This is a genomic window from Streptomyces sp. CC228A (genome assembly GCF_021390935.1).
Lineage (GTDB): Bacteria > Actinomycetota > Actinomycetes > Streptomycetales > Streptomycetaceae > Streptomyces.
The window spans coordinates 324,587-343,520 of record NZ_JAJPUI010000004.1; the positions used below are offsets into that span (position 1 = coordinate 324,587).

The following is an 18,934-nucleotide window of genomic DNA, read 5'->3' on the forward strand; positions in this document are numbered from 1 at the left end:
CACCCCGCGGGCCCGGCCCCCACACGCCCGGAGCAGCACCATGCGCCTCCGCACCGAACGCCGCGACCGCTGGGTGCCCCACACCATCGACGGCCGCACCACCCTCGTCAACGACCCCGTCGACATCACCGTCCCCGCCCCGCCCCGCGACTGGGACACCACCATCCGCCGCGGCGTCGACACCCTCCTCGTCCTCATGCTCACCGCAGCGATCGTCTGGTCGACCGCCTCCATCGGCAGCCTCCTCGACCGCCGCGTCGACGAACTCCCCGCCTACGCCGCCGCCGCCACTTTCGACGCCGCATGGATCGCCTGCATAGCCCTGGAATGGCTCGCCCGCTACGACCCCAAGCGCGCCGCCCCGCCCCGCCGCGCCGGACACATCGCCCTCCTCCTCGCCATGGCCGCCATCGCCTCCGAGCACGTCATCGACGACCAGTGGGCCGTAGGTCTCGTCGGCGCCGCGGTGTCCCTCATCGCCAAAGCCCTGTGGACCCTGCGCCTCCAGCACACCGCGCTCCCGCTCGGCACCCGCGATCAGCAGTGGGTCGACCAGCAGCGCGCCGAGCTCCAGGCCCGCCGCGCACTCGGCCTCGTCCGCCGCGAACTCGCCGGGATCGAGGAGACCGCCGCCCTCACGGCCGGGCGCCACACGGGCGCATCACCTGATGCGGACGCCGATGCGCCGCATGATGCGCCCGCTGATACGCCTGATATCCCGCAGGTCAGCGCCGTGTGGGCGCCGCCCGCCGGGACGAACAAAAGCGAGCTGATCCTCGCCGCCGCATCATCGCTGCCCCCCGGCGCAGCACCGCGCGACATCGCGGACCACCTCGCGCGTCACGGCCACACCGTGGACGTCGGCTACGTCCGCACCGTGATGTCCCGAGCGAAGAAGCCGAAGCGGACGCCGCCGCGGCAGCCGACGCTTCCCGAGCCGGGCCCGGACACCGTCGGCCGCGGCGGCGGGGGGTACAACTGATGGCCGTCCTCACCGTCCTGGCATACGGGACGCTCGCCCTCACCGCCGGCGCCGCGCTCATCGCGCTCGCCCCCGCGACCGCCCGCGGCGCCTACGTCCTCCCCGCCGTGCGCACCCTCGCCGCCCTGCTCACGATCGCCGCACTCGCCGCGGCCCTCCTCACCTGAGGCATCCCATGACCATCGTCACCCTCGGCGGCGTCACCATCGGACTCGCCATCCTCGCCATCGCACTCATCAGCTGGTGGCCCGGCCTCAAGCCCCTCAAGAGCGACCCCCTCGGCCACACCTCCCGACTCCTCCCCTTCCTCGCCGCCTGGGCCTACGGCGCCCTCGCCATCCTCAGCCTAGGCGGCCTCATCGGCTGGATCGCCGACACCGCCGTCTGGATCAGCAACTGGCTCGGCGACGCCGCACTGGTCTGGGGCGTCGGCGGCACCACCGGCCCCGCCGGCCGCGTCGCCTACCAGCCCCTCACCCAGACCGGCATCGCCCTCATGGCGATCCTCACCGCCGTCGTCATCGTCGCCGCGAAGAAGTCCAGCCGCGGCCCCGCCATCAAGGCGGGCGCCTGGTGCGGATTCTGCCTTGGCAGCTCCGCCGGCATCGCCGGGACCGCCGCCGTCCCTCTCGCCGAGGCCGTGAACTGGGCCGGGGGAGCGCTGTACGGGGCCATCGGATGACCACCGTCGACCCGACTTCCGCCACCCCGGAGACCTCACCGGAACCCGCCCTCGGGGCGCGGATCGCCGGAGGATGCGTCATCGGCACCCTCGGCATCGGGACAGCCGCGTGGATCGTCCGCACCGCCCCCGAAACCGCGTACGTCGTCGTCGGGGCCATGCTCACCGTCGGCTGGCAGCGCGCCCACGCCTGGCACGACCGCCGCCGCCAGGCCGCCGACGACTCCCCGCAGGCCCCCGAGGAGCCCGCCGACCCGCCCGCCCCGGACATCGCCGCCGCGCTCCGCAACCTCGCCCAGGAAGGCGGCAGCGGCGTCCTCCTCACCCGACTCCGCGACTACCTCGGCGCCCCCGACACCAAGACCATCAAGGCCCTCCTCGACGCCGCCGGCATCCCCACCCGGGCGGGTGTGCGCACCGTCCACGGCAGCGGGCCCGGCGTTCATCGGGACGACATCCCGCCCGCTCCCCCCACCAGCGACAGCACCCACGCGGACGGTTGTTGTTGCAGGTCAGGAGCCAACACCAACGCCAACAACACCCCGCAGGCGGACCCCCGAGAGGGGATCCGTGTAGAGCGCATCGGCGCCTCCGGCCACATCATCCGCGACCCCGCCGACACCACCCGCCACCACACCACCACCGCCTGAAGGAGACCCAGCCGTGCCGTTCCAGAGGACCATGTCCCTCGACGAACTCCGCCGCCGCAACGAAGCCAGCCAGAACGCTCGACAGACCCAGAAGAACACCACCGCGCCCACCCCGGGCACACCCAAGAAGGGATGACCACCATGAACGAACGATGCGGAGAAGGCATGTGCCAGTGCCACTGCGGCGAGCACCACGCATGCGGCTGCGACTGCTGGCGCTGCGACGAATGCATGCAGCACGCCGACTACTGCCAGTGCGACTGACCGCCTGCCACACTGACCCCGGGCCCCGCCGTGCAACCCCCCGACACGGCGGGGCCGCCCGCGAGAGGATGACCCCATGGACGAGCACGTGACCCTCTTCAGCTCCAGCCTGCTGTCAAAGTGGGGGTTCAACGACGGCGACGAGCCTGAGGCATGGCTGAACTGGTGCGACACCCATGGCATCGACTACACCCGTCTGGACTACCCCCTGGCGGCCCTGGTCCGCGAGCACCTGCTGCCGGTGATCGAGCAGCCCGTGACCGCTGTTGACATTGAGACCTGCCACAACCCCATCCGGATCGACACCCTGCACGGAGTCGACGTCACCAACTACTGGCGAGACACCAGCGTTGAAGGCCTGCTGACCCCGGAGAAGGTCGACGTACCCATGACCGAGGTTCTCCGCCTCGCGCTGGCTGAGGCGGGTCTCACGGAGGCACCACGGTATGAGGGTCCGTTGGCCCACAGCTGACCGCCCTGCTGTCAGACCTCCGCCGTACCGTAGACGTGTCCCATCCGCGCTGCTGGCTGCACGCGGCACCCGGACCCGCCCCGGCCGGAACAGCGCCCGGCACGGGCGGGACTTGCACACCACCCCACCACTCGTGTCATCATGAGGGCGCGTTCGGCATGCCCGGACACAACACCCAAGCCCCGCCACCGCGCGGGGCTTCGCTGTTTCCCGGACACGCGCACACCCCACCCGGCACCATGACCCCCAACACCCGCACCGCCCTCGGGGGGACACCATGCGCACCCGCACCACCACCACCGCCATCGCGCTGCTGCTCGCCACACTCACCGGATGCAGCAGCGCCAGCGAGCCCGAGCAGCCTGCCGCCGCAGCCAGCCCGAGCATCACAACCTCCACGCCCGCGTCCTACACCTTCCAGGACTGCGTCGACCTGCTGGAGTACGACTACAAGGCCGGCACCCCCAAGGACGCCAAGCACGACCCCGAGTGCTCCCACCTCTCCGAAGACGAGTACGTCAAGGCCGTCGGCCAGGTCCTCACAGCACACAAGGACGAGATCATCGGTCAATGAGGAGGGGGAGCGCCCGTGGCCGGCAACCCGCGCAACGGGCGCCCCTACCGCCGCCTCTGCGAGCAGCAGCGCGCCCTCGCCCTCCCCTGCTGGTGGTGCGGCCGAGACATCGACTACACCCTCACCGGAGCCGAAGGGCAGCGCTCCCCCTGGGCGTTCACCCTCGACCACGCCACCCCACTCTCCCGTGGCGGCGACCTCCTCGACCCCGCCAACGCCCGCTCAGCGCACCGACGGTGCAACAGCCAGCGCGGCAACCGCACGACAGCACGACCCCAGGAACGCGCATCACGGAGGTGGTGACCATGACAGCGGACGAGGCGATCAGCAACGCCGTCCGGGTCCTCCAGGCCGCAGAGGCCGAGACGAACCTGGCCCTGATGGAACGCCTGGACGAACTCGCCTGCTCCTGGCTGACCGTGGCCAACCTTCTGATGGAACGCGAGCGGGCCTGAGGCCCCTCGGAAGGTGACCTCGCATGGCGCTCTACGTCGTCACCGGCCCCCCGGCCGCAGGCAAGTCCTCGTGGATCGCCGCCCGCGCCCGGCCGACCGACATCGTCATCGACCTCGACCGCATTGCCCTCGCACTCGCCGGCCCCGGCGCCCCCAGCTGGCAGCACGACGAGACCCTGCTCAAGGTCGCGCACCGGGCGCGGTTCGCCGCGATCGACGAGGCCGTCAAGCACCGCGGCGCCGTCGACGTGTACCTCATCCACACCATGCCGTCCGCCAAGGCCATCGCCCGCTACCGACGACTCGACGCCCGCATCGTCACCGTCGACCCCGGACGCGACATCGTCATGCAGCGCGTCAGAGACATGCGGCACGACGGCATGACGGCCGTCGCCACCCGCTGGTACAACCAGCAGGCCAAGCGCGACTCACACACGGTGACACGCCAAGCGTCACGCTCGTGGTGACCACAGCCCGTGATGCGTACGCAGCGTGCACACCCCGTACTCGCGGACGGTGACCCCGCCATGGCCCACCACCCTGCGTAGATACGCACCCAGCGTGAGGAACCACGCAGCAGCAGTGACCGTTGGCAACCACCACCACGACCAGCACCGCTAACTCCGTCACGCGATGCGAAATCGTCACGCAAACGACGGCTCGATCGCCCAGGTCGGAGGCAAGGGCGGGGGGCCCATGAACATCGAGGATCCCGAAGGCACGGGCGACCCAAAAGCCCTTCTCGCCCAGATTTTTGCGTGATCGATTTCAAAGATCATTCCGCGAGGTCGTGGCTCTAGCGTGATTACGGAGCGTCACCCCTCCCGTTGTCACGTTGAGTCACCTTTCTGCTGTCACGGAACGTGAGGGGGTGTCGTGATCTCCAGCGAGATCCGCGCTGAGCTCGACCAGCTCGGCGCCCACACCACCACCCCCGGACTGGCCGCCCTGGCCCTCGCGCTCGCCGAGTCGTTCGACGACACCGACGCACCCACCTCCCGGGCCGTGGTCGCCCGCGAGCTCAACGCCCTGATGAAGACCATCCGCGCACACGCGCCCGTCGGCGAGGAGGGGGACGCAGTTGACGACCTCGCAGCTCGCCGTGCGCAGCGGCGCGGAGCCTGACCAGATCCCCGACGCCCGCGGCGCCCAACGCCCCCGGGTGTGCACGTTTCCGCCGTTCACCTCGTCCTCGGGCCAGGAGGCCGTGGAGCTGGCGGCCGAGGCCGGTCTCATCCTGGACAACTGGCAGCAGTTCGTCCTCCACGTCGGCCTCGGTGAACGGGATGACGGCTCGTGGGCAGCGTTCGAGACCTGCGTGAACGTGCCCCGTCAGAACGGCAAGGGCGGCATCATCGAGGCCCGCGAGCTGGCCGGCCTGTTCCTCCTCGGCGAACGGCTGATCCTGCACTCCGCGCACGAGTTCAAGACCGCCAAGGAAGCGTTCCTCAGGGTCGAGCGGCTCATCGCCAACACGGACTCGCTGCGAAAGCGTGTGCGGGCCGTGCGGCGCACGACCGGCGAGGAGGCCATCGAACTCCTCAACGGCGCCCGACTGCGGTTCCTGGCCCGCTCCGGCGGCTCCGGCCGCGGGTTCACGGGGAACTGCAACATCCTCGACGAGGCGATGGTCCTCGGCGACGACGCAATGGGCGCCCTGATGCCCACCATGGCCGCCGTGAAGAACCCGCAGGTCTGGTACCTCGGGTCCGCGGGCATCGGGCCGCCGTCGATGCAGCTCGGGCGTCTGCGGGCCCGGGCGCTGGAGGCCCTGGAGACAGGCGTGCCGGACCCGTCCCTGGCCTACCTGGAGTGGTCGATCAACCCGCACGTGACGGAGTGCCCACAGGGCTGCACCGAGCACGACGACCCGCGCTCTGCGGTGTCGGTGGCGCGCGCGAACCCGGCGCTCGGCTACCGGCTCAGCCTTGAGCACACGGAGCGGGAGCGGCTGACGATGGGCGAGCACATCTTCGCCCGGGAGCGGCTGGGGGTCGGTGAGTACCCGTCGGACTCGGCGGACACGTGGTCGGTGATCGGTGAGGACGCGTGGCGGGCCCTCACGGACAGCGACAGCCAGGCGGCGGACCCGGTGGCGTTCGCCATCGACATGACGCCGGAGCGGTCGCACGCCTCGATCTGCGTGGCCAGCGCGAACGGGCCAGTGGTGCACGTGGAGGTCGTCGACAACCGGCCCGGCGCCGACTGGATCATTCGGCGGGCCGCTGACCTGCATGAACGCTGGAACCCTCGGTGCTGGGTGGTGGACGCGGGCGGCCCCGCGGGGTCGCTGATCCCGGACCTGGAACGGGAGCTCGGTATCACGGTCGTCTCGCCGAAGGTGCGGCAGTACGCGCAGGCGTGCGGGTCGTTCTTCGACGCGGTCACGTCCGGTGACCTCGTCCACCTCGACCAGGCGCCGCTGGCGACCGCGCTCGCAGGCGCCCGGAAGCGGGACCTCGGTGAGGCGTGGGCGTGGGCCCGGCGCGGGGTCGGGGTCGACATCTCCCCGCTGGTCGGGGTGACGCTGGCCCGCTGGGGCCTGACAGCCGAGGTGGAAGAGCCGGAGGAGGAGGTGGAGCCGTGGGTCGCGTTTCGGTGACAGCCGCTCGCGCGCGGGCCGGGGTCCTCCTCGGCGCGTTGATTGCGGCGGTGGGCGTGGCGCTCGCCGCTGGGGCCGCGTACGGGCTGATGGCCGCGGGGGTGTCCCTGGCGGCGTGGTGCCTGTTCGTGGTCGATGTGAGCCCTGCTGAGGGCGGCGGGAAGGAGGGGCGCCCGTGACGAGTCTGTGGCGGGCCGTGCGCGGGCGCCCCTCACATAGTGCCCGTTCGATCAGCAGCCTGGAGGACTACGCGTACGCGCTGCAGCAGGCGCTGGGGTACGGGTCGTGGTCGACGCTCGGCGTGACGCAGTCGCAGCCGGGCCAGGTGGCGGAGAAGACGCCGAGCGACTTCCCCGGCTACGCCACGCTGTTCGCGACGAACCCGGTGATCTGGGCGTGCATGGTCGCCCGGCAGGACGTGTTCGCGTCCACCCGGTTCATCTGGCAGCGCCTCAACAACGGCCGCCCGTCGGAGATGTTCGGGACGACGGACCTGCGGCTGCTGGAGCAGCCGTGGGTGGGCGGGACCACGCAGGACCTCCTGGCCCGGGTCATCCAGGACGCCGACCTGGCGGGCAACTCCTACTGGGTTCGGGACGGGGATGAGCTGGTGCGGCTGCGGCCGGACTGGACATCGATCGTGCTGGAGCGCCGAGTGCGGCTCGGTGGGGCGCTGGGGTGGCGGAGGCTCGGCTACCTGTACCAGGAGCCCGGCGAGGAGCCGGTGCCGCTGCTGCCGGACGAGGTGATGCACTTCGCGCCGCGACCGGACCCGCTGGCGACGTACCGCGGGATGTCGTGGCTGACGCCGGTGCTGCGGGAGTCCACGAACGACAACCTCATGGCGGCGCACAAGAAGCGTTTCATGGAGAACGCGGCCACCCCGAACATGGTCGTGCGGCTGGCGCGAGAGGTGAGCCCGGAGGCGTTCGAGAAGTTCGTCGCCAAGATGGACTCGACGCACAAGGGCGTGGAGAACGCGTACAAGACGATGTACCTGGGCGGTGGCGCCGATGTCACCGTGGTCGGCAAGGACTTCCAGCAGCTGGACTTCAGCACGGTGCAAGGCGCGGGCGAGACCCGTATCGCGGCGGCGGCCGGAGTGCCGCCCGTCATCGTGGGCCTCTCGGAGGGCCTGAAGGCCGCGACGTACTCGAACTACGGGCAGGCACGGCGGCGGTTCGCGGACGGCACGATCCACCCCTTGTGGCAGAACGCCGCCGGGTCGCTTCAGCGGCTGGTGGCGCCGCCGGGCGGCTCTGGCGCGGTGCGGCTCTGGTACGACGCGCGGGACGTTCCGTTCCTGCGGGAGGACCGTAAGGACGCGGCCGAGATCCAGCGGATGCAGGCGACCACGATCCGGCAGCTCACAGACGCCGGTTACACGCCGGAGTCCGCGACGGCCGCGGTGCTGGCGGAGGACTGGGGGCTCCTGGTGCACACCGGTCTGTTCTCCGTGCAGCTCCAGCCACCGGGCGGTGACGGGCCGCCTACGACGCCCACACCACCTGAGGAGGGGACCTGATGGGCACCCTGCACCCCACGGCGCGCGACCTGGAGAGGTCCGCGCCGTTCCAGTTTCAGCGGTCCGACGACGAGCCGGGCGACGGCCGGTCGCTCAGCGGGTACGCCGCGGTGTTCGGGCAGGACACCGAGATCGACTCGTGGGAAGGGCACTTCGTCGAGACGATCCGCAAGGGCGCGTTCCGCAAGACGATCCGCGAGACCACCCCCGTGATGCAGTTCGACCACGGCCGGCACCCGCTGATCGGGTCGCTGCCGATCGGGCAGATCACCGACCTGCGCGAGGACGAGCAGGGCCTCTGGGTGGAGGCCCGGATCACGGACAACTGGCTGATGCAGCCCGTGCGGGACGCGATCGCCGAGGGCTCCGTGAACGGCATGTCGTTCAGGTTCGAGGTTGTGCGCGAGGAGTGGCGTGACACGAACGGCAAGCTCGTCACGCCGGACGAGGTGCTCGACCTGCTGTGGATGCCCGGTGACCGCGGCCCGCTGCGGCGGGAGCTGGTCGAGGTCCGCATGCGCGAGCTCGGCCCCGTCGTGTTCCCGGCCTACGCCGGCACCAGCGTGTCCGTCCGTGCCCGCGGAATGGCGAGCGAGCTGGTCCGCAGCGGCGACATGGCCCGCTCGATCCGGCAGTCCCTCGCCCGGGACGCCGCCGTCGCGCAGGTCCCCGACGACCCGGAGTTGCGCCGCGAAGTCGCGGCCGCGCTCCTCTTCCAGCGAGACACCGACTCGGCCGCGCCGCTCCCTGCTGAGCACCCGGCCCCCGAGACTTCCCCCGATGGCGCGCCGCTCCGCAGCGAGCACCCGCCAGCCCAGAGCACGACCGACGCGCCGCCCGCCGATGGGCACCCGTCGCCCTCCCCCCGCACAGCACGCATGCGGTCCCAGCTCGCCGAGATCGGCCAGCTGATGGACGGCGTACTGGCGTCCATCGACACGAAGGAGAAGGGCTGATGCCCAAGAAGCTCGACATGTCCCACGGCCAGGCGGTGATCCGGCTGCGCGACATCCGTGCCCAGCTCGAGGACCTGGAGAAGCGCGACGACCTGACGGCGGAGGACGAGCAGACCTTCGACGAGCTCACCCGCGAGTTCGCCGAGGTCGACGACCACCGCCGCCAGCTGGAGCGCCGCAGCACCCTGGAGCGGGTCCGCGCCGCCACCCAGGCCACGGAGCGCGGCCCGGCCGCCCTCGCGGTAGAGCGCGGAACCCCGGTGAACTCCCGGGACTCCTACGACCTGGACCCGATCCTCAACCCCGACAGCGTGGAGGACCGCCGGTTCCGCAACCCGTGGGACCTCGGCGAGATGCGGACGTTCGGCCAGTCCAAGGGGCAGGTCTCCCAGGAGCTCCGCGCCCGCGCCCTGTCGGCCATCGAGAAGATGGGCGGCGCCAACGACCGCGTCCGCTCCGCGGCGACCAGCATCATCGAGCGGTGGGACGACGGTGACGCCCGCATCGCCCGCCTGTGTCTGGCCACCAGCTCCCCGGAGTACCTGCGGGCCTGGTCCAAGGTCGCGGCGGGCAAGGGGCACATGATCAGCCCCGAGGAGCAGCGGGCCCTGGAGCGGGCCATGTCGCTCACCGACTCGGCGGGCGGCTACCTCGTGCCGTTCCAGCTCGACCCGACGGTCATCATCACCGCCAACGGGTCCCGCAACCAGATCCGGCAGGTCGCCCGGCAGGTCGTCGCGACCGGCGACGTGTGGAACGGTGTCTCCTCCGGCGCCGTGTCGTGGTCGTGGGACGCGGAGGGTACGCAGGTGTCCGACGACACCACCACGTTCGCGCAGCCGACCGTGCCCGTTCACAAGGCGGCCGGGTTCGTGCCGATCTCGATCGAGGCGCTGGAGGACGAGGCCAACGTCACCCAGGAGGTGGCCAGGCTGCTCGCGTTCGGCCGGGACACCCTCGAGGCCGCGGCGTTCACCACCGGCACCGGGTCCGGGCAGCCGACCGGCATCGTCACCGCCCTCGCGGGCGGCGCCTCGGAGGTGGCCCCGACCACCGCCGAGACGTTCGCCGCCGCGGACATCTACAAGCTGGACAACGCGCTGCCGGCCCGGTACCGGGCCATGGCCTCGTGGCTGGCCAACCGGTCGATCTACAACCTGGTGCGGCAGTTCGACACGGGCGGCGGCGCGCAGATGTGGGAGCGCATCGGCGCCGACGTGCCGCCGGAGCTCCTGGGCCGCCCGGCCCTGGAGGCCGAGGACATGGACGGGTCGTTCGACGCCGCGGCGACGGCGAACAACTACCTCATGGTCTACGGCGACTTCAGCAACTACGTGATCGCCGACCGGGTGGGCATGACCGTCGAGTTCATCCCGCACCTGGTCGGCGCGAACCAGCGTCCGACCGGGCAGCGTGGCTGGTACGCGTACTACCGCGTGGGCGCCGACAGCGTCAACGACGGGGCGTTCCGCATGCTCAACGTGGCCACCACTGCGTAGCAGTGACGAGCGCCGTCGGGGCCCGGTCGCGCCGGGCCCCGACGTGCGGAGAGGAGTTGAGCTGTGGCTATCAAGCGGTGCAAGGCGTCGTTCGCGGTCATGGTGAACGGCGCGCCCCGGGTCATCCCTGCGGGGCAGCTGGTCGACGAGAGCGACCCCGTGGTCAAGGGCCGCGAGGCGAATTTCGAGGACGTCGAGACGTACGTGACCGACAAGGCCGCTCGCCGTGCCCCTCTCGTGGAGCGGGCGACAGCCGAGCCGGGTGAGCGTCGCTCGCTGGCGAAGCCGGCACGGCGGGTGACAAAGAAGGGCGGCGACGAGTCGTGAGGCACAGCCTGTACAACGTGGCGCTGGCGCAGTCGACGATCCTGCCGGCCGCCGCGCGCACCACGAACACGACCGGCGCCACCGTGGACCGGATGGTCGACGAGGGCGGGTTCCGCTCGGCGATGGTCATCGTCCACGCGGGCACGGTCACGGACGGCACGCACACCGTGGAGGTGCAGGACTCACCGAACGGGTCGGACTGGACTGCGGTCGCGGACGAGTACCTGCAGGGCTCCGAGCCCGCGCTGACCACATCGAACGACGAGCAGGTCCACGAGATCGGTTACACCGGGCACCAGCGGTACCTGCGGGCTGTGGTGACCGTGTCCGGGTCTCCGGCGACGGGCGGCGTGTACGGGGTGTCGGTGCTGCTGGGCTGGCCGCGCCGGATGCCTCCGGCACGCGCGTAGCAGGGGGTGAGCGGTGCCCTACGACCTCGGCGCCACGGTGCGCCTGACCGCGGAGTGCCGGGACCCGGACGGCACCCTCACCACCGCGGCGACGGCCGTGGTGACCGTCACCCTTCCCGACGGAACGACCGCCACGCCGACGGTGTCGGAGACATCGACAGGGGTCTACGAGGCCGAGCACGTCACGACGGCTGCGGGCCGGCACACGGTGCGCTGGGTGTGGACCGGGCCTGCGGCGGCGTACACCGACGTGCTGGACGTACGTCCCGAGGCCCCTCCGGCGGTCATCTCGCTGGCCGACGCCCGGGCCCATCTGAACCTCACCGGCACGCGGGACGACGATGAGGTCCGCTACTGGAACACGGTTGCCACCCGCGTGGTGGAGTACTACGTCGGGCCGGTCGTGGTCCGCACGGTGGTGGAGCAGCACACGCTGCGCAGCGTTCCGACGGTGGTGCTGCGGCGCACCCCCGTGCTGGAGCTGACGGCCGTCGACCCGGTACTCACGGCGGGCAGCGGCTACGACCCCGGCGACCTCGGTGTGGACACCGCGACGGGGGAGGTGTACCGGCTGGACGGCGGCCGCCTCACGGGGCGGCTGCGGTTCACCTACACCGCCGGGCGGACCGTCATCGGGGAGAACATCACCGGCGCGGCTCGGATCATCCTGGAGCACCTGTGGCGCACGCAGCGTGCCGGGCGGCGCGGCGGGCTCGCCGGGGGTGGGGAGGACTACAGCGTGACCGAGCCGATCCCGGGCCTCGGCTACGCGGTGCCGAACCGGGCGCTGCAGCTGCTGGAGCCGGACCGGCTGCCGCCGGGGGTGGCGTAGATGGCGGGGTCCAGGGTGCCGGACGTGATCGATGCTCTGGTGGCACTGGGGCAGGCAGATTCGGAGCTGTCCGGTGTGGTGGTGTCGGACGGCCCGGAGGTGACCGAGACGAGCGCGTCGGACTGGCTGATCGTGGGGTTCGACGGCGACCCGTCCGGTGACTTCCAGGCCGCGCAGACGGTAGGCGGCTGGGCCGGGCTCGGCACCGGCCGCGAGGAACAGTTCCAGATCACCGTGGCGGCGATCGCGTCCCGGGGCGACACCGACGTGCGGGCCGCACGAACCCGCGTGTACGAGATCGGGGCCCGCGTGGAGGAGTGGCTGCGCGCCGATCCACGCCTCGGGCTGGAGTCGCTGGAGGCGGCGATCGAAGCGTCTCAGCTGACGCAGGACCAGACAGATCAGGGCGTGCAGGCGGTGCTGCTGCTGACGGTGGCCGGCCGCGCCTTCACCTAGGAGGGATTCCAGATGGCTGCTCTCACGACGACGGTCGTGCCGATCGACGGTACGGCCGTCTCCTTCACTGCGGCGGCGGGTGGCGGGGACGACTGCCAGACGGGGGCCGGTGTGCTGCTGCTGGTCCGCAACGACGACGCCAGCCCGCACACGGTGACGCTGGAGACGCCCGGCGTGGTCGACGGTGACCTCGCCATCGGGGACCGGGCGGTCGCGGTGGCGGCGGGCGCTCAGGTCGCGATCCCCGTCACGAACCGCTACCGGGACCCGTCGACCGGGCGCGCCTCGATCACCTACGACGCGGTCACCAGCGTCACGGTGGCCGTGGTGCGGGTGCCCCTGTCGTGACCCGCGTGAGGATGACCCACCCTGGCCTGCCGCAGGAGCAGCAGATCGAGGTGGACGAGGTGTCCGTGCCGCACTACCGGGCGGCGGGCTGGCGCGCCGTGACAGGCGACACGACCGATACGACCACGACGCCTACGGCTCGGCGCCGTCGGCAGACCCAGACAGGAGATGAGGGCTGATGGCTACGCCGATCAACGCCTCCACCCGCTACTACCGCCGCGGCATCACGAAGGTGCTGTGGGTGCCGAGCATCGCGTCGAAGAGCGCGCCGACCCGCGCCGAGCTCGACGCGGGCACGGCGCTGGAGGGCGAGACCGGCGCGATGGCCGGCTGGCAGACCACCTCGGCTACGGTCCCCACGCCGGCCCTCGGCAGCCGGTTCACGCCGGTCGTGGGCGGCGAGATCACCGCCGCGGACAGCTCGCTGACGTTCTGGGCGTCGCGGGACGGCGACGACGTGCGCACCCTGCTGACGCGGGAGGCTACGGGGTTCATCGTGTGGATGGACGAAGGCGACGTGGCCACTCAGACGATGGACGTGTTCCCGGTGACGGTGACCTCGCAGGCCAAGGTCCGCGAACTGGACACGGCAGCGCAGATCATGGCCCAGTTCGCGATCACGAGCGAGCCGGCCGAGAACGTCACCATCCCGGCCTGAGGGGGCGCGATGCCGCGGTCGGTACAGATCCTGGGCACGGGTCAGCTGGTGGACGTGTCACGGCGGCTGCGGCGGGCTGGGGGGCCGCGGCTGCGGCAGAACCTCGCCCGACGTATCCGCCGGGCAGCGGAGCCGCTGCACCGCGACCTCCAGCAGTCGATCCGCAGCGTGCAGCTGCCGGGCCCCGGCCGGAGGGTGCGCGGGGGCTCGTCGCCGACGACCCGGCCGCTGCGAGCCACGATCGCGGGCGCCGTACGGATCAGCGTCCGCTCGGGGGCGGCGCCAGGCGCCCGGGTGTGGCTGGACCGGTCCCGGCTCCCGACGGACCTGCGGAACATGCCGTACGTCATCGAGGAGGGCCGCGTGCGGCACCCGGTGTTCGGCAACCGCCGCAGGTGGGTGACGCAGTGGGCCCGGCCTACTGGCTGGTGGTCGAAGACGGTGCAGGCCGGTATGCCGCGGATGCGGGCCGAGGTGGAGCGGGTCCGGGGCGATGTCCGCCGGGACCTGCTGTAACGGACAGGACACAGGGATGATCATTTCGTACACGCAGGACGACGGCACCGTAGAGCGGGTGTCGACCGACGACCTGTCGGCGATCGAGTCGGCCGCCATCGAGGAGGCCATGGGCGACGTGCCGTGGCGGGTCATCGAGGACCGGCTGCGCGCCCAGGACCCCACCGCCATGCGGGCCGTGCTGTGGGCCGCGCGCCGAAGGGGCCAGCCGGACCTGGCGTTCGCCACGTTCGACGTGCCCGGCTGGCGCCGGCGGCTGACGGCCCGTATCGAGCGGGCCGAGATCGACGAGGTCCTCACCAACATCCTCACCGAGGCCCTCGCCAAGGGGGAGGACTCGGCGATCGACGCAGTCACCCCGCACCTGCGGAAGCTCGCCGACCGGCGGGAGGACGTGGACGCGGCGCTCGACGCCGTGGGAAAAGGCCACCTGGCGCGGGCCCGCAAGGGCTCCGGGGCCTGATCCAGGAGTACCGGTGGCTGCTCGCGCACTACCTGCACATCCGCCCCTGGGAGATCCGCCACCTGTCCGCCGCCGACCTTGAGTCCGCGGTCGCCTGGATCCACCAGCACGTCACAACGAGATAGGGGGTGCCCGTGGCCCGGCTCACCTTCACCCTCGCCGGTCGCGACGAGCTGTCCCGGGTGCTGGACGGCACCGCCGACAGCGCCGACCGCCTGCGGCTGCGGATGGCCGGGATCGCCGCGGAAGCAGACGGGTCGCTGCGGGACCTGCAGGGCCGCTACCTGTCCGCCGAGGAGGCGCAGCGCCGCCTCGGGGATGGCGCCACGCAGGTCCGCGGCAGCCTCGACGCGCTGTCGGAGTCCTCCAGCAAGCTGGGCGACGCGCTCCGCGCCAACTTCATCTCCCTCGCCCCAGCGGCGATCCCGGCGGCGGCCGGCCTGGCGGGCACGGCGGCCACGCTCGCGGCGCAGCTCGGCGCGGTCGCAGTGGCGGCCGGTGTCTACGCTCTCGCACTGGGCCCGCAGATCGGCGCCATCAGCGATGCGGCTGACGCGCAGGAGAAGTACGAGGACGCTGTCGAGGCGTCCGGCGCCGCATCGCAGGAGGCCGTCAAGGCGGAGCAGGAGTACCAGCGGCAGCTCGCCAAGATGCCGCCCGCGACGCGTGAGGCCGCGGTCGCGGTCGGCCTGCTGAAGGACAACTACCAAGAGTGGTCGGACTCCCTGGCCGGTGACGTGATGGGCCCGTTCACCAAGGGCATCGCCGTCACCAACGCCCTGCTGCCGAAGACCACCGGTCTGGTCAAGGGCGCCTCGACGCAGTTTGACCGGCTCATCACCATGGTCGGCGGCGCCATCAGCACGCCCGGGTTCGACCGGCTCACCGACCAGTTCACCGCGTTCTCCGAGCGGACGCTGCGCGGCGCCGTCGACAGCCTCGCCCTGTTCTTCGCCAAGCTGGAAGCGGGCGAGATCGACGACAGCGGGTTCCAGCGGTTCATGGACTACGCCCGCGCGAACGGGCCGCTGGTCTGGGACACCCTGCAGAACGTCGGCGATGCGCTGCTGAACGTCCTGGAGGCGGGCTCTGGCGTAGGCGTCGGCATGCTGGAAGTCGTCAACGCCCTGTCGAGCATTGTGTCGGCGGTCCCGCCCGAGGCGATCTCTACCCTGCTGCAGCTCGCCATCGCCATCAAGGCCGTGCGGCTGGCCGCGGCCGGTGGAGCGGCGGCGCAGGCGGCGGTGGCCGCGCTGGGCGTGCAGATCGGCGCGATGTCCGCGGCGGCGGCCGGGGCCCCGGCCGGATCGGCGCGGTGACGGCGGCGATCGGCAGCCTGTCCCGCGGAGCGAAGCTGGCCCTGGCCGGGACCGGGATCGGTCTGCTGGTGATCGCCCTGTCGGAGCTTTCCTCCCGCAGCCGTACAGCGTCGCCCGATGTCGACCGGCTCACCACGTCCCTGGAGAACCTGGCCGCCACCGGCAAGTTCACCGGCGAGCTGCGCAAGAGCTTCGGTGACCTGGACGGCCTCATCAGCAAGATCCAGAAGGTGGGCGAGGCCGCCCGCGACCAGGAGGAGTACGTCGAGTCGTTCGGCAACAGCGGCATCGGTGTCCTCGACGACCTGCGACGCAGCGTCAACGACCTGTGGCAGGACCTCACCCGGGGCGAGGACTCCCTGCAGTCGCTGTCAGCCGACTTCAAGGGCCTGGACGAGGCTCTCGCGGGGATGGTCAGCGCCGGGCACGGCGAGGAGGCCGCCCGCAACTTCAACCTGATCCGGGACGCAGCGGTGAAGGCCGGCCACTCGACCGAGGAACTCGCGGCTCTGTTCCCGCAGTACCAGGCAGCGGTGGCCGCGGCGGACGCGGAGCAGCGCCTGGCCGCGCAGTCGATGGGCCTGTTCGGGCAGCAGGCGCAGGAGGTGCAGGCCAAGCTCGACGCGCAGAAGAAGAGCACGGACGGGCTGCGGCAGTCGATCCAGGCTCTCAACGAGGTCAACCGGCAGGGCCTCAACGGGATGATCGGGTTCGAGGCAGCGATCGACGCGGCGTCCAAGGCGGCCGAGGAAAATGCCGGCGTGCTCGACATGCACGGCGGGACGCTGACGCTGAACACGGAGAAGCAGCGGGCAGCGGCAACGGCCCTCACCGATCTCGCGGCGAAGACCGACTCCGCCACGGCGGCCGCCCGCGAGTCGGGCGCCTCGTGGAGCGAGGTCAGCGGCATCTACGAGCGCGGCCGCCAGCAGCTCATCGCGAACGCCATACAGATGGGCCTCAACGAGAAGCAGGCCCGGGCGCTGGCCGACCAGATCCTCAAGACTCCCGACAAAACCGCGAAGCTGCGCGGTGACATGGAGGACCTGCAGAAGAAGCTCGACAGTGCGAAGGCGAAACTGAAGCGGGTGCCAGACTCCCGCAAGGCACAGGTGCGCGCGGAAATCGCGGACCTGGAACGAAAGATCGACAGGGCCAAGGCGTACCTGGGCACGTTGCGTGACAAGACCGTCTACATCAACGCGCACATGTACATCACCGGGTCCCAGCAGGCGCGGGCTGCGGTGTCCAAGACCGGCGCGGGTCGGATCTTCGAGTACGCGCACGGCGGCCGGATCCGCGGCTACGCCTCCGGCGGAGAGGTCCAGGCGTTCCCGGACGGAGGACTTGTGCGCGGGCCCGGCAGCGCCACGAGCGACAGCGTCCTCGCCCTCTTCGGATCAGGTGCTCGTGCTCGTGTCTCGGACACCGAGTACGTCGTGAACGCGGCGGCGGTCAAGGAGTACGGCGTCCCGTTCCTCGACGCGGTCAACTCGCGGCTGCTGAAGGTGGGGCGCGCCGCGGCGAAAGCGGGGCGTGCCGCGGCGCCGATGGTCTCCCGGGCGGACGCCGGTGAGCGGCCGCAGGTCACATACAACGTGTACCCGCGCCAGTCGGTGATCAACGTGGAGGACCTGCGGCTGCTGCAGCGGCAGGAGGAGGCGCGGCAGCGCGTGGGGAGGCCCCGATAGATGCCCCTGATCACAGCACAGGACACGCCGCCACCCATCGAGGTCCCGGAGATCGGGTACGCGAGCATCACGTACATCGACCCGGCCGGGACCCGGTGGCCGATGACCGATCTGACGGCTGACTGGTACACGCTCGCCGAGGGGGTCAGTGGGCTGGGGGCGGCGCCGTACTCGCTCACCTCTGACCCGCATCCCCGCGGCGGGGCGCGGCTGCGGCATGTGCAGGCGGAGCCGCGGACGATTGTGTGGCCGGTGCTGGTGAAGGGTGCCACCCATAGCGAGTTCACGGTGAACTGGCGGGCCCTGGGCAGGGCGTTCACGCGGACGCTGCAGGCGACGGGCGGGGTGCGCGTGCCGGGCACGCTGGAGGTGGCGCGTCCGGACGGGAGCCGGCGCACGATCGCCTGCTACTACCAGAGCGGGTGGGACGGGCGTGGGCAGACGGCCACGGGCATCACGTGGGACTCGGCCGTGGTCACGCTGTGGTGTGAGGATCCGTACTGGGTGGACGCCCGGACGGTCCGCGTGCACCGCGAGTCCGGCAGTGGTGAGGACTACCTGCAGCCGTACCCGTCGGTGTCGTCCTCGCAGGTCCTCGGCGCGACGACGGTGAAAAACCCGGGCGACATCTTGGTGTGGCCGGAGTGGACGATCACCGGACCGGCGTCGCTGATCACGTTCACCCGCAGCGACACGGGCGACGAGTTCGTGCTGGACCCGTCGCTGGTGTCGGGGTCGCTGCTGGCGACGGAGCAGGTCGTCGTGACCACTGACCCGCCGCGGGTTCGGAAGCTCACGGCGGAGGTGCAGACGGTCGACCTGGGCGCCGCGTCCGCGGGCAGCATCACGATCACCTTCGATGGGGAGACGACGGGCAGCATCGCCTACGACGCGGACGCCGCGACCGTGCAGGCCGCGCTGGAGGCCCTGCCCAACGTGGAGGCGGGGGACGTGACGGTGAGCGGCGGGCCCCTGCCCGCGGCTGTGAGCCTGTCGTTCGCTGGGCAGTATCTCGGCGTGGACGTGCCGGAGGTGACTGTCACTCCGACCGGTCTGACCGGCGGCACTGTCACCGTCACCACCGTCACCGAGGGCGGCACCGCGAACTGGGTGGGCGCCCTGAACTGGCCGGCGGCGACGTTGTGGCCGCTGGACCCCGGCGACAACGACGTGGTGTTCCAGCTCGACGGCGCCGGGGCCGGCTCGGCCGTGGACCTCGCGTTCAACCCCCGCTACGAGACCGCATGAGGGGA

29 protein-coding genes are annotated in these 18,934 nt (G+C 71.5%); all 29 read left to right on the forward strand.

Annotation, left to right across the window (positions count from 1 at the left end; translation table 11 throughout):
• Positions 1-40: 40 nt before the first annotated feature.
• The gene (locus L6E17_RS14245) at positions 41-982 is read left to right on the forward strand and encodes a protein transporter Sec31 (protein WP_236241143.1); all 942 of its coding nucleotides are present in this window, start codon (positions 41-43) and stop codon (positions 980-982) included.
• Positions 982-1,149, forward strand: a complete 168-nt coding sequence (locus tag L6E17_RS14250; RefSeq protein WP_236241144.1) for a hypothetical protein — start codon at positions 982-984, stop codon at positions 1,147-1,149. Before L6E17_RS14245 ends, L6E17_RS14250 begins: the two co-directional genes overlap by 1 nt.
• Positions 1,150-1,157: 8 nt before the next feature.
• On the forward strand, positions 1,158-1,664 hold the full coding sequence (locus tag L6E17_RS14255; protein ID WP_236241145.1) for a hypothetical protein: 507 nt from the start codon (positions 1,158-1,160) through the stop codon (positions 1,662-1,664).
• Positions 1,661-2,314, forward strand: a complete 654-nt coding sequence (locus L6E17_RS14260; protein ID WP_236241146.1) for a hypothetical protein — start codon at positions 1,661-1,663, stop codon at positions 2,312-2,314. Before L6E17_RS14255 ends, L6E17_RS14260 begins: the two co-directional genes overlap by 4 nt.
• Positions 2,315-2,327: 13 nt before the next feature.
• Positions 2,328-2,450: a hypothetical protein gene (locus L6E17_RS30515; protein ID WP_268985168.1), complete on the forward strand. Its 123-nt coding sequence runs from the start codon at positions 2,328-2,330 to the stop codon at positions 2,448-2,450.
• A gap of 5 nt (positions 2,451-2,455) precedes the next feature.
• Positions 2,456-2,578: a hypothetical protein gene (locus L6E17_RS30520; RefSeq protein WP_268985169.1), complete on the forward strand. Its 123-nt coding sequence runs from the start codon at positions 2,456-2,458 to the stop codon at positions 2,576-2,578.
• Positions 2,579-2,654: 76 nt separating this feature from the next.
• Positions 2,655-3,050, forward strand: a complete 396-nt coding sequence (locus L6E17_RS14265) for a hypothetical protein (RefSeq protein WP_236241147.1) — start codon at positions 2,655-2,657, stop codon at positions 3,048-3,050.
• Between the two features lie 277 nt (positions 3,051-3,327).
• Positions 3,328-3,624 carry a hypothetical protein gene (locus tag L6E17_RS14270; RefSeq protein ID WP_236241148.1) on the forward strand — a complete coding sequence of 99 codons (297 nt, stop codon included), beginning with the start codon at positions 3,328-3,330 and terminating at the stop codon, positions 3,622-3,624.
• A gap of 15 nt (positions 3,625-3,639) precedes the next feature.
• Complete coding sequence (locus tag L6E17_RS14275) at positions 3,640-3,927, forward strand: HNH endonuclease (RefSeq protein WP_236241149.1); 288 nt, start codon at positions 3,640-3,642, stop codon at positions 3,925-3,927.
• Positions 3,928-3,929: 2 nt separating this feature from the next.
• Entirely contained in the window at positions 3,930-4,079 is a 150-nt protein-coding gene (locus tag L6E17_RS14280; protein WP_236241150.1) for a hypothetical protein, read from the forward strand.
• A 23-nt stretch (positions 4,080-4,102) separates the two neighbouring features.
• A complete protein-coding gene (locus tag L6E17_RS14285; RefSeq protein ID WP_236241151.1) occupies positions 4,103-4,546 on the forward strand; it encodes a hypothetical protein in 444 nt (147 codons plus the stop codon).
• A gap of 409 nt (positions 4,547-4,955) precedes the next feature.
• Entirely contained in the window at positions 4,956-5,204 is a 249-nt protein-coding gene (locus L6E17_RS14290; protein WP_236241152.1) for a hypothetical protein, read from the forward strand.
• A complete protein-coding gene (locus L6E17_RS14295; protein WP_236241153.1) occupies positions 5,161-6,681 on the forward strand; it encodes a terminase in 1,521 nt (506 codons plus the stop codon). The genes L6E17_RS14290 and L6E17_RS14295 overlap by 44 nt, the downstream gene beginning before the upstream one ends.
• A complete protein-coding gene (locus tag L6E17_RS14300; RefSeq protein ID WP_236241154.1) occupies positions 6,678-6,860 on the forward strand; it encodes a hypothetical protein in 183 nt (60 codons plus the stop codon). Before L6E17_RS14295 ends, L6E17_RS14300 begins: the two co-directional genes overlap by 4 nt.
• Positions 6,857-8,206, forward strand: a complete 1,350-nt coding sequence (locus tag L6E17_RS14305; RefSeq protein WP_236241155.1) for a phage portal protein — start codon at positions 6,857-6,859, stop codon at positions 8,204-8,206. The genes L6E17_RS14300 and L6E17_RS14305 overlap by 4 nt, the downstream gene beginning before the upstream one ends.
• A complete protein-coding gene (locus L6E17_RS14310; RefSeq protein WP_236241156.1) occupies positions 8,206-9,162 on the forward strand; it encodes an HK97 family phage prohead protease in 957 nt (318 codons plus the stop codon). The genes L6E17_RS14305 and L6E17_RS14310 overlap by 1 nt, the downstream gene beginning before the upstream one ends.
• Positions 9,162-10,661, forward strand: a complete 1,500-nt coding sequence (locus L6E17_RS14315; RefSeq protein ID WP_236241157.1) for a phage major capsid protein — start codon at positions 9,162-9,164, stop codon at positions 10,659-10,661. Before L6E17_RS14310 ends, L6E17_RS14315 begins: the two co-directional genes overlap by 1 nt.
• A 63-nt stretch (positions 10,662-10,724) precedes the next feature.
• Complete coding sequence (locus L6E17_RS14320; protein ID WP_236241158.1) at positions 10,725-10,988, forward strand: hypothetical protein; 264 nt, start codon at positions 10,725-10,727, stop codon at positions 10,986-10,988.
• Positions 10,985-11,398 carry a hypothetical protein gene (locus tag L6E17_RS14325; protein ID WP_236241159.1) on the forward strand — a complete coding sequence of 138 codons (414 nt, stop codon included), beginning with the start codon at positions 10,985-10,987 and terminating at the stop codon, positions 11,396-11,398. The genes L6E17_RS14320 and L6E17_RS14325 overlap by 4 nt, the downstream gene beginning before the upstream one ends.
• A 13-nt stretch (positions 11,399-11,411) precedes the next feature.
• A complete protein-coding gene (locus L6E17_RS14330; RefSeq protein WP_236241160.1) occupies positions 11,412-12,230 on the forward strand; it encodes a hypothetical protein in 819 nt (272 codons plus the stop codon).
• A 24-nt stretch (positions 12,231-12,254) separates the two neighbouring features.
• Positions 12,255-12,686, forward strand: coding sequence for a hypothetical protein (locus L6E17_RS14335; RefSeq protein WP_236241161.1), 432 nt, complete (start codon positions 12,255-12,257; stop codon positions 12,684-12,686).
• 12 nt (positions 12,687-12,698) lie between these two features.
• Positions 12,699-13,034: a hypothetical protein gene (locus L6E17_RS14340; protein WP_236241162.1), complete on the forward strand. Its 336-nt coding sequence runs from the start codon at positions 12,699-12,701 to the stop codon at positions 13,032-13,034.
• An 11-nt stretch (positions 13,035-13,045) separates the two neighbouring features.
• Positions 13,046-13,213 carry a hypothetical protein gene (locus L6E17_RS14345; protein WP_236241163.1) on the forward strand — a complete coding sequence of 56 codons (168 nt, stop codon included), beginning with the start codon at positions 13,046-13,048 and terminating at the stop codon, positions 13,211-13,213.
• Positions 13,213-13,692, forward strand: a complete 480-nt coding sequence (locus L6E17_RS14350; RefSeq protein WP_236241164.1) for a hypothetical protein — start codon at positions 13,213-13,215, stop codon at positions 13,690-13,692. The genes L6E17_RS14345 and L6E17_RS14350 overlap by 1 nt, the downstream gene beginning before the upstream one ends.
• Before the next feature lie 9 nt (positions 13,693-13,701).
• Positions 13,702-14,208 carry a hypothetical protein gene (locus L6E17_RS14355; protein ID WP_236241165.1) on the forward strand — a complete coding sequence of 169 codons (507 nt, stop codon included), beginning with the start codon at positions 13,702-13,704 and terminating at the stop codon, positions 14,206-14,208.
• 16 nt (positions 14,209-14,224) lie between these two features.
• Positions 14,225-14,671 carry a hypothetical protein gene (locus L6E17_RS14360; RefSeq protein WP_236241166.1) on the forward strand — a complete coding sequence of 149 codons (447 nt, stop codon included), beginning with the start codon at positions 14,225-14,227 and terminating at the stop codon, positions 14,669-14,671.
• 134 nt (positions 14,672-14,805) lie between these two features.
• Positions 14,806-15,990, forward strand: coding sequence for a hypothetical protein (locus L6E17_RS14365; RefSeq protein WP_236241167.1), 1,185 nt, complete (start codon positions 14,806-14,808; stop codon positions 15,988-15,990).
• Positions 15,987-17,681: a hypothetical protein gene (locus L6E17_RS14370; RefSeq protein WP_236241168.1), complete on the forward strand. Its 1,695-nt coding sequence runs from the start codon at positions 15,987-15,989 to the stop codon at positions 17,679-17,681. The genes L6E17_RS14365 and L6E17_RS14370 overlap by 4 nt, the downstream gene beginning before the upstream one ends.
• Positions 17,682-18,929: a phage tail family protein gene (locus L6E17_RS14375; protein ID WP_236241169.1), complete on the forward strand. Its 1,248-nt coding sequence runs from the start codon at positions 17,682-17,684 to the stop codon at positions 18,927-18,929. It abuts the gene before it with no gap.
• Positions 18,930-18,934 lie beyond the last annotated feature (5 nt).

Bases quoted from the DNA above. Each gene is read 5' to 3' on its own strand.
- L6E17_RS14345 (WP_236241163.1), top strand. From the start codon at position 13,046: ATGACCCACCCTGGCCTGCCGCAGGAGCAGCAGATCGAGGTGGACGAG.
- L6E17_RS14315 (WP_236241157.1), top strand. From the start codon at position 9,162: ATGCCCAAGAAGCTCGACATGTCCCACGGCCAGGCGGTGATCCGGCTG.
- L6E17_RS14375 (WP_236241169.1), top strand. From the start codon at position 17,682: ATGCCCCTGATCACAGCACAGGACACGCCGCCACCCATCGAGGTCCCG.
- L6E17_RS14350 (WP_236241164.1), top strand. From the start codon at position 13,213: ATGGCTACGCCGATCAACGCCTCCACCCGCTACTACCGCCGCGGCATC.
- L6E17_RS14355 (WP_236241165.1), top strand. From the start codon at position 13,702: ATGCCGCGGTCGGTACAGATCCTGGGCACGGGTCAGCTGGTGGACGTG.
- L6E17_RS14310 (WP_236241156.1), top strand. From the start codon at position 8,206: ATGGGCACCCTGCACCCCACGGCGCGCGACCTGGAGAGGTCCGCGCCG.
- L6E17_RS14270 (WP_236241148.1), top strand. From the start codon at position 3,328: ATGCGCACCCGCACCACCACCACCGCCATCGCGCTGCTGCTCGCCACA.
- L6E17_RS14280 (WP_236241150.1), top strand. From the start codon at position 3,930: ATGACAGCGGACGAGGCGATCAGCAACGCCGTCCGGGTCCTCCAGGCC.
- L6E17_RS14360 (WP_236241166.1), top strand. From the start codon at position 14,225: ATGATCATTTCGTACACGCAGGACGACGGCACCGTAGAGCGGGTGTCG.
- L6E17_RS14265 (WP_236241147.1), top strand. From the start codon at position 2,655: ATGGACGAGCACGTGACCCTCTTCAGCTCCAGCCTGCTGTCAAAGTGG.
- L6E17_RS14260 (WP_236241146.1), top strand. From the start codon at position 1,661: ATGACCACCGTCGACCCGACTTCCGCCACCCCGGAGACCTCACCGGAA.
- L6E17_RS30520 (WP_268985169.1), top strand. From the start codon at position 2,456: ATGAACGAACGATGCGGAGAAGGCATGTGCCAGTGCCACTGCGGCGAG.
- L6E17_RS14250 (WP_236241144.1), top strand. From the start codon at position 982: ATGGCCGTCCTCACCGTCCTGGCATACGGGACGCTCGCCCTCACCGCC.
- L6E17_RS14245 (WP_236241143.1), top strand. From the start codon at position 41: ATGCGCCTCCGCACCGAACGCCGCGACCGCTGGGTGCCCCACACCATC.
- L6E17_RS14340 (WP_236241162.1), top strand. From the start codon at position 12,699: ATGGCTGCTCTCACGACGACGGTCGTGCCGATCGACGGTACGGCCGTC.
- L6E17_RS14285 (WP_236241151.1), top strand. From the start codon at position 4,103: ATGGCGCTCTACGTCGTCACCGGCCCCCCGGCCGCAGGCAAGTCCTCG.
- L6E17_RS14255 (WP_236241145.1), top strand. From the start codon at position 1,158: ATGACCATCGTCACCCTCGGCGGCGTCACCATCGGACTCGCCATCCTC.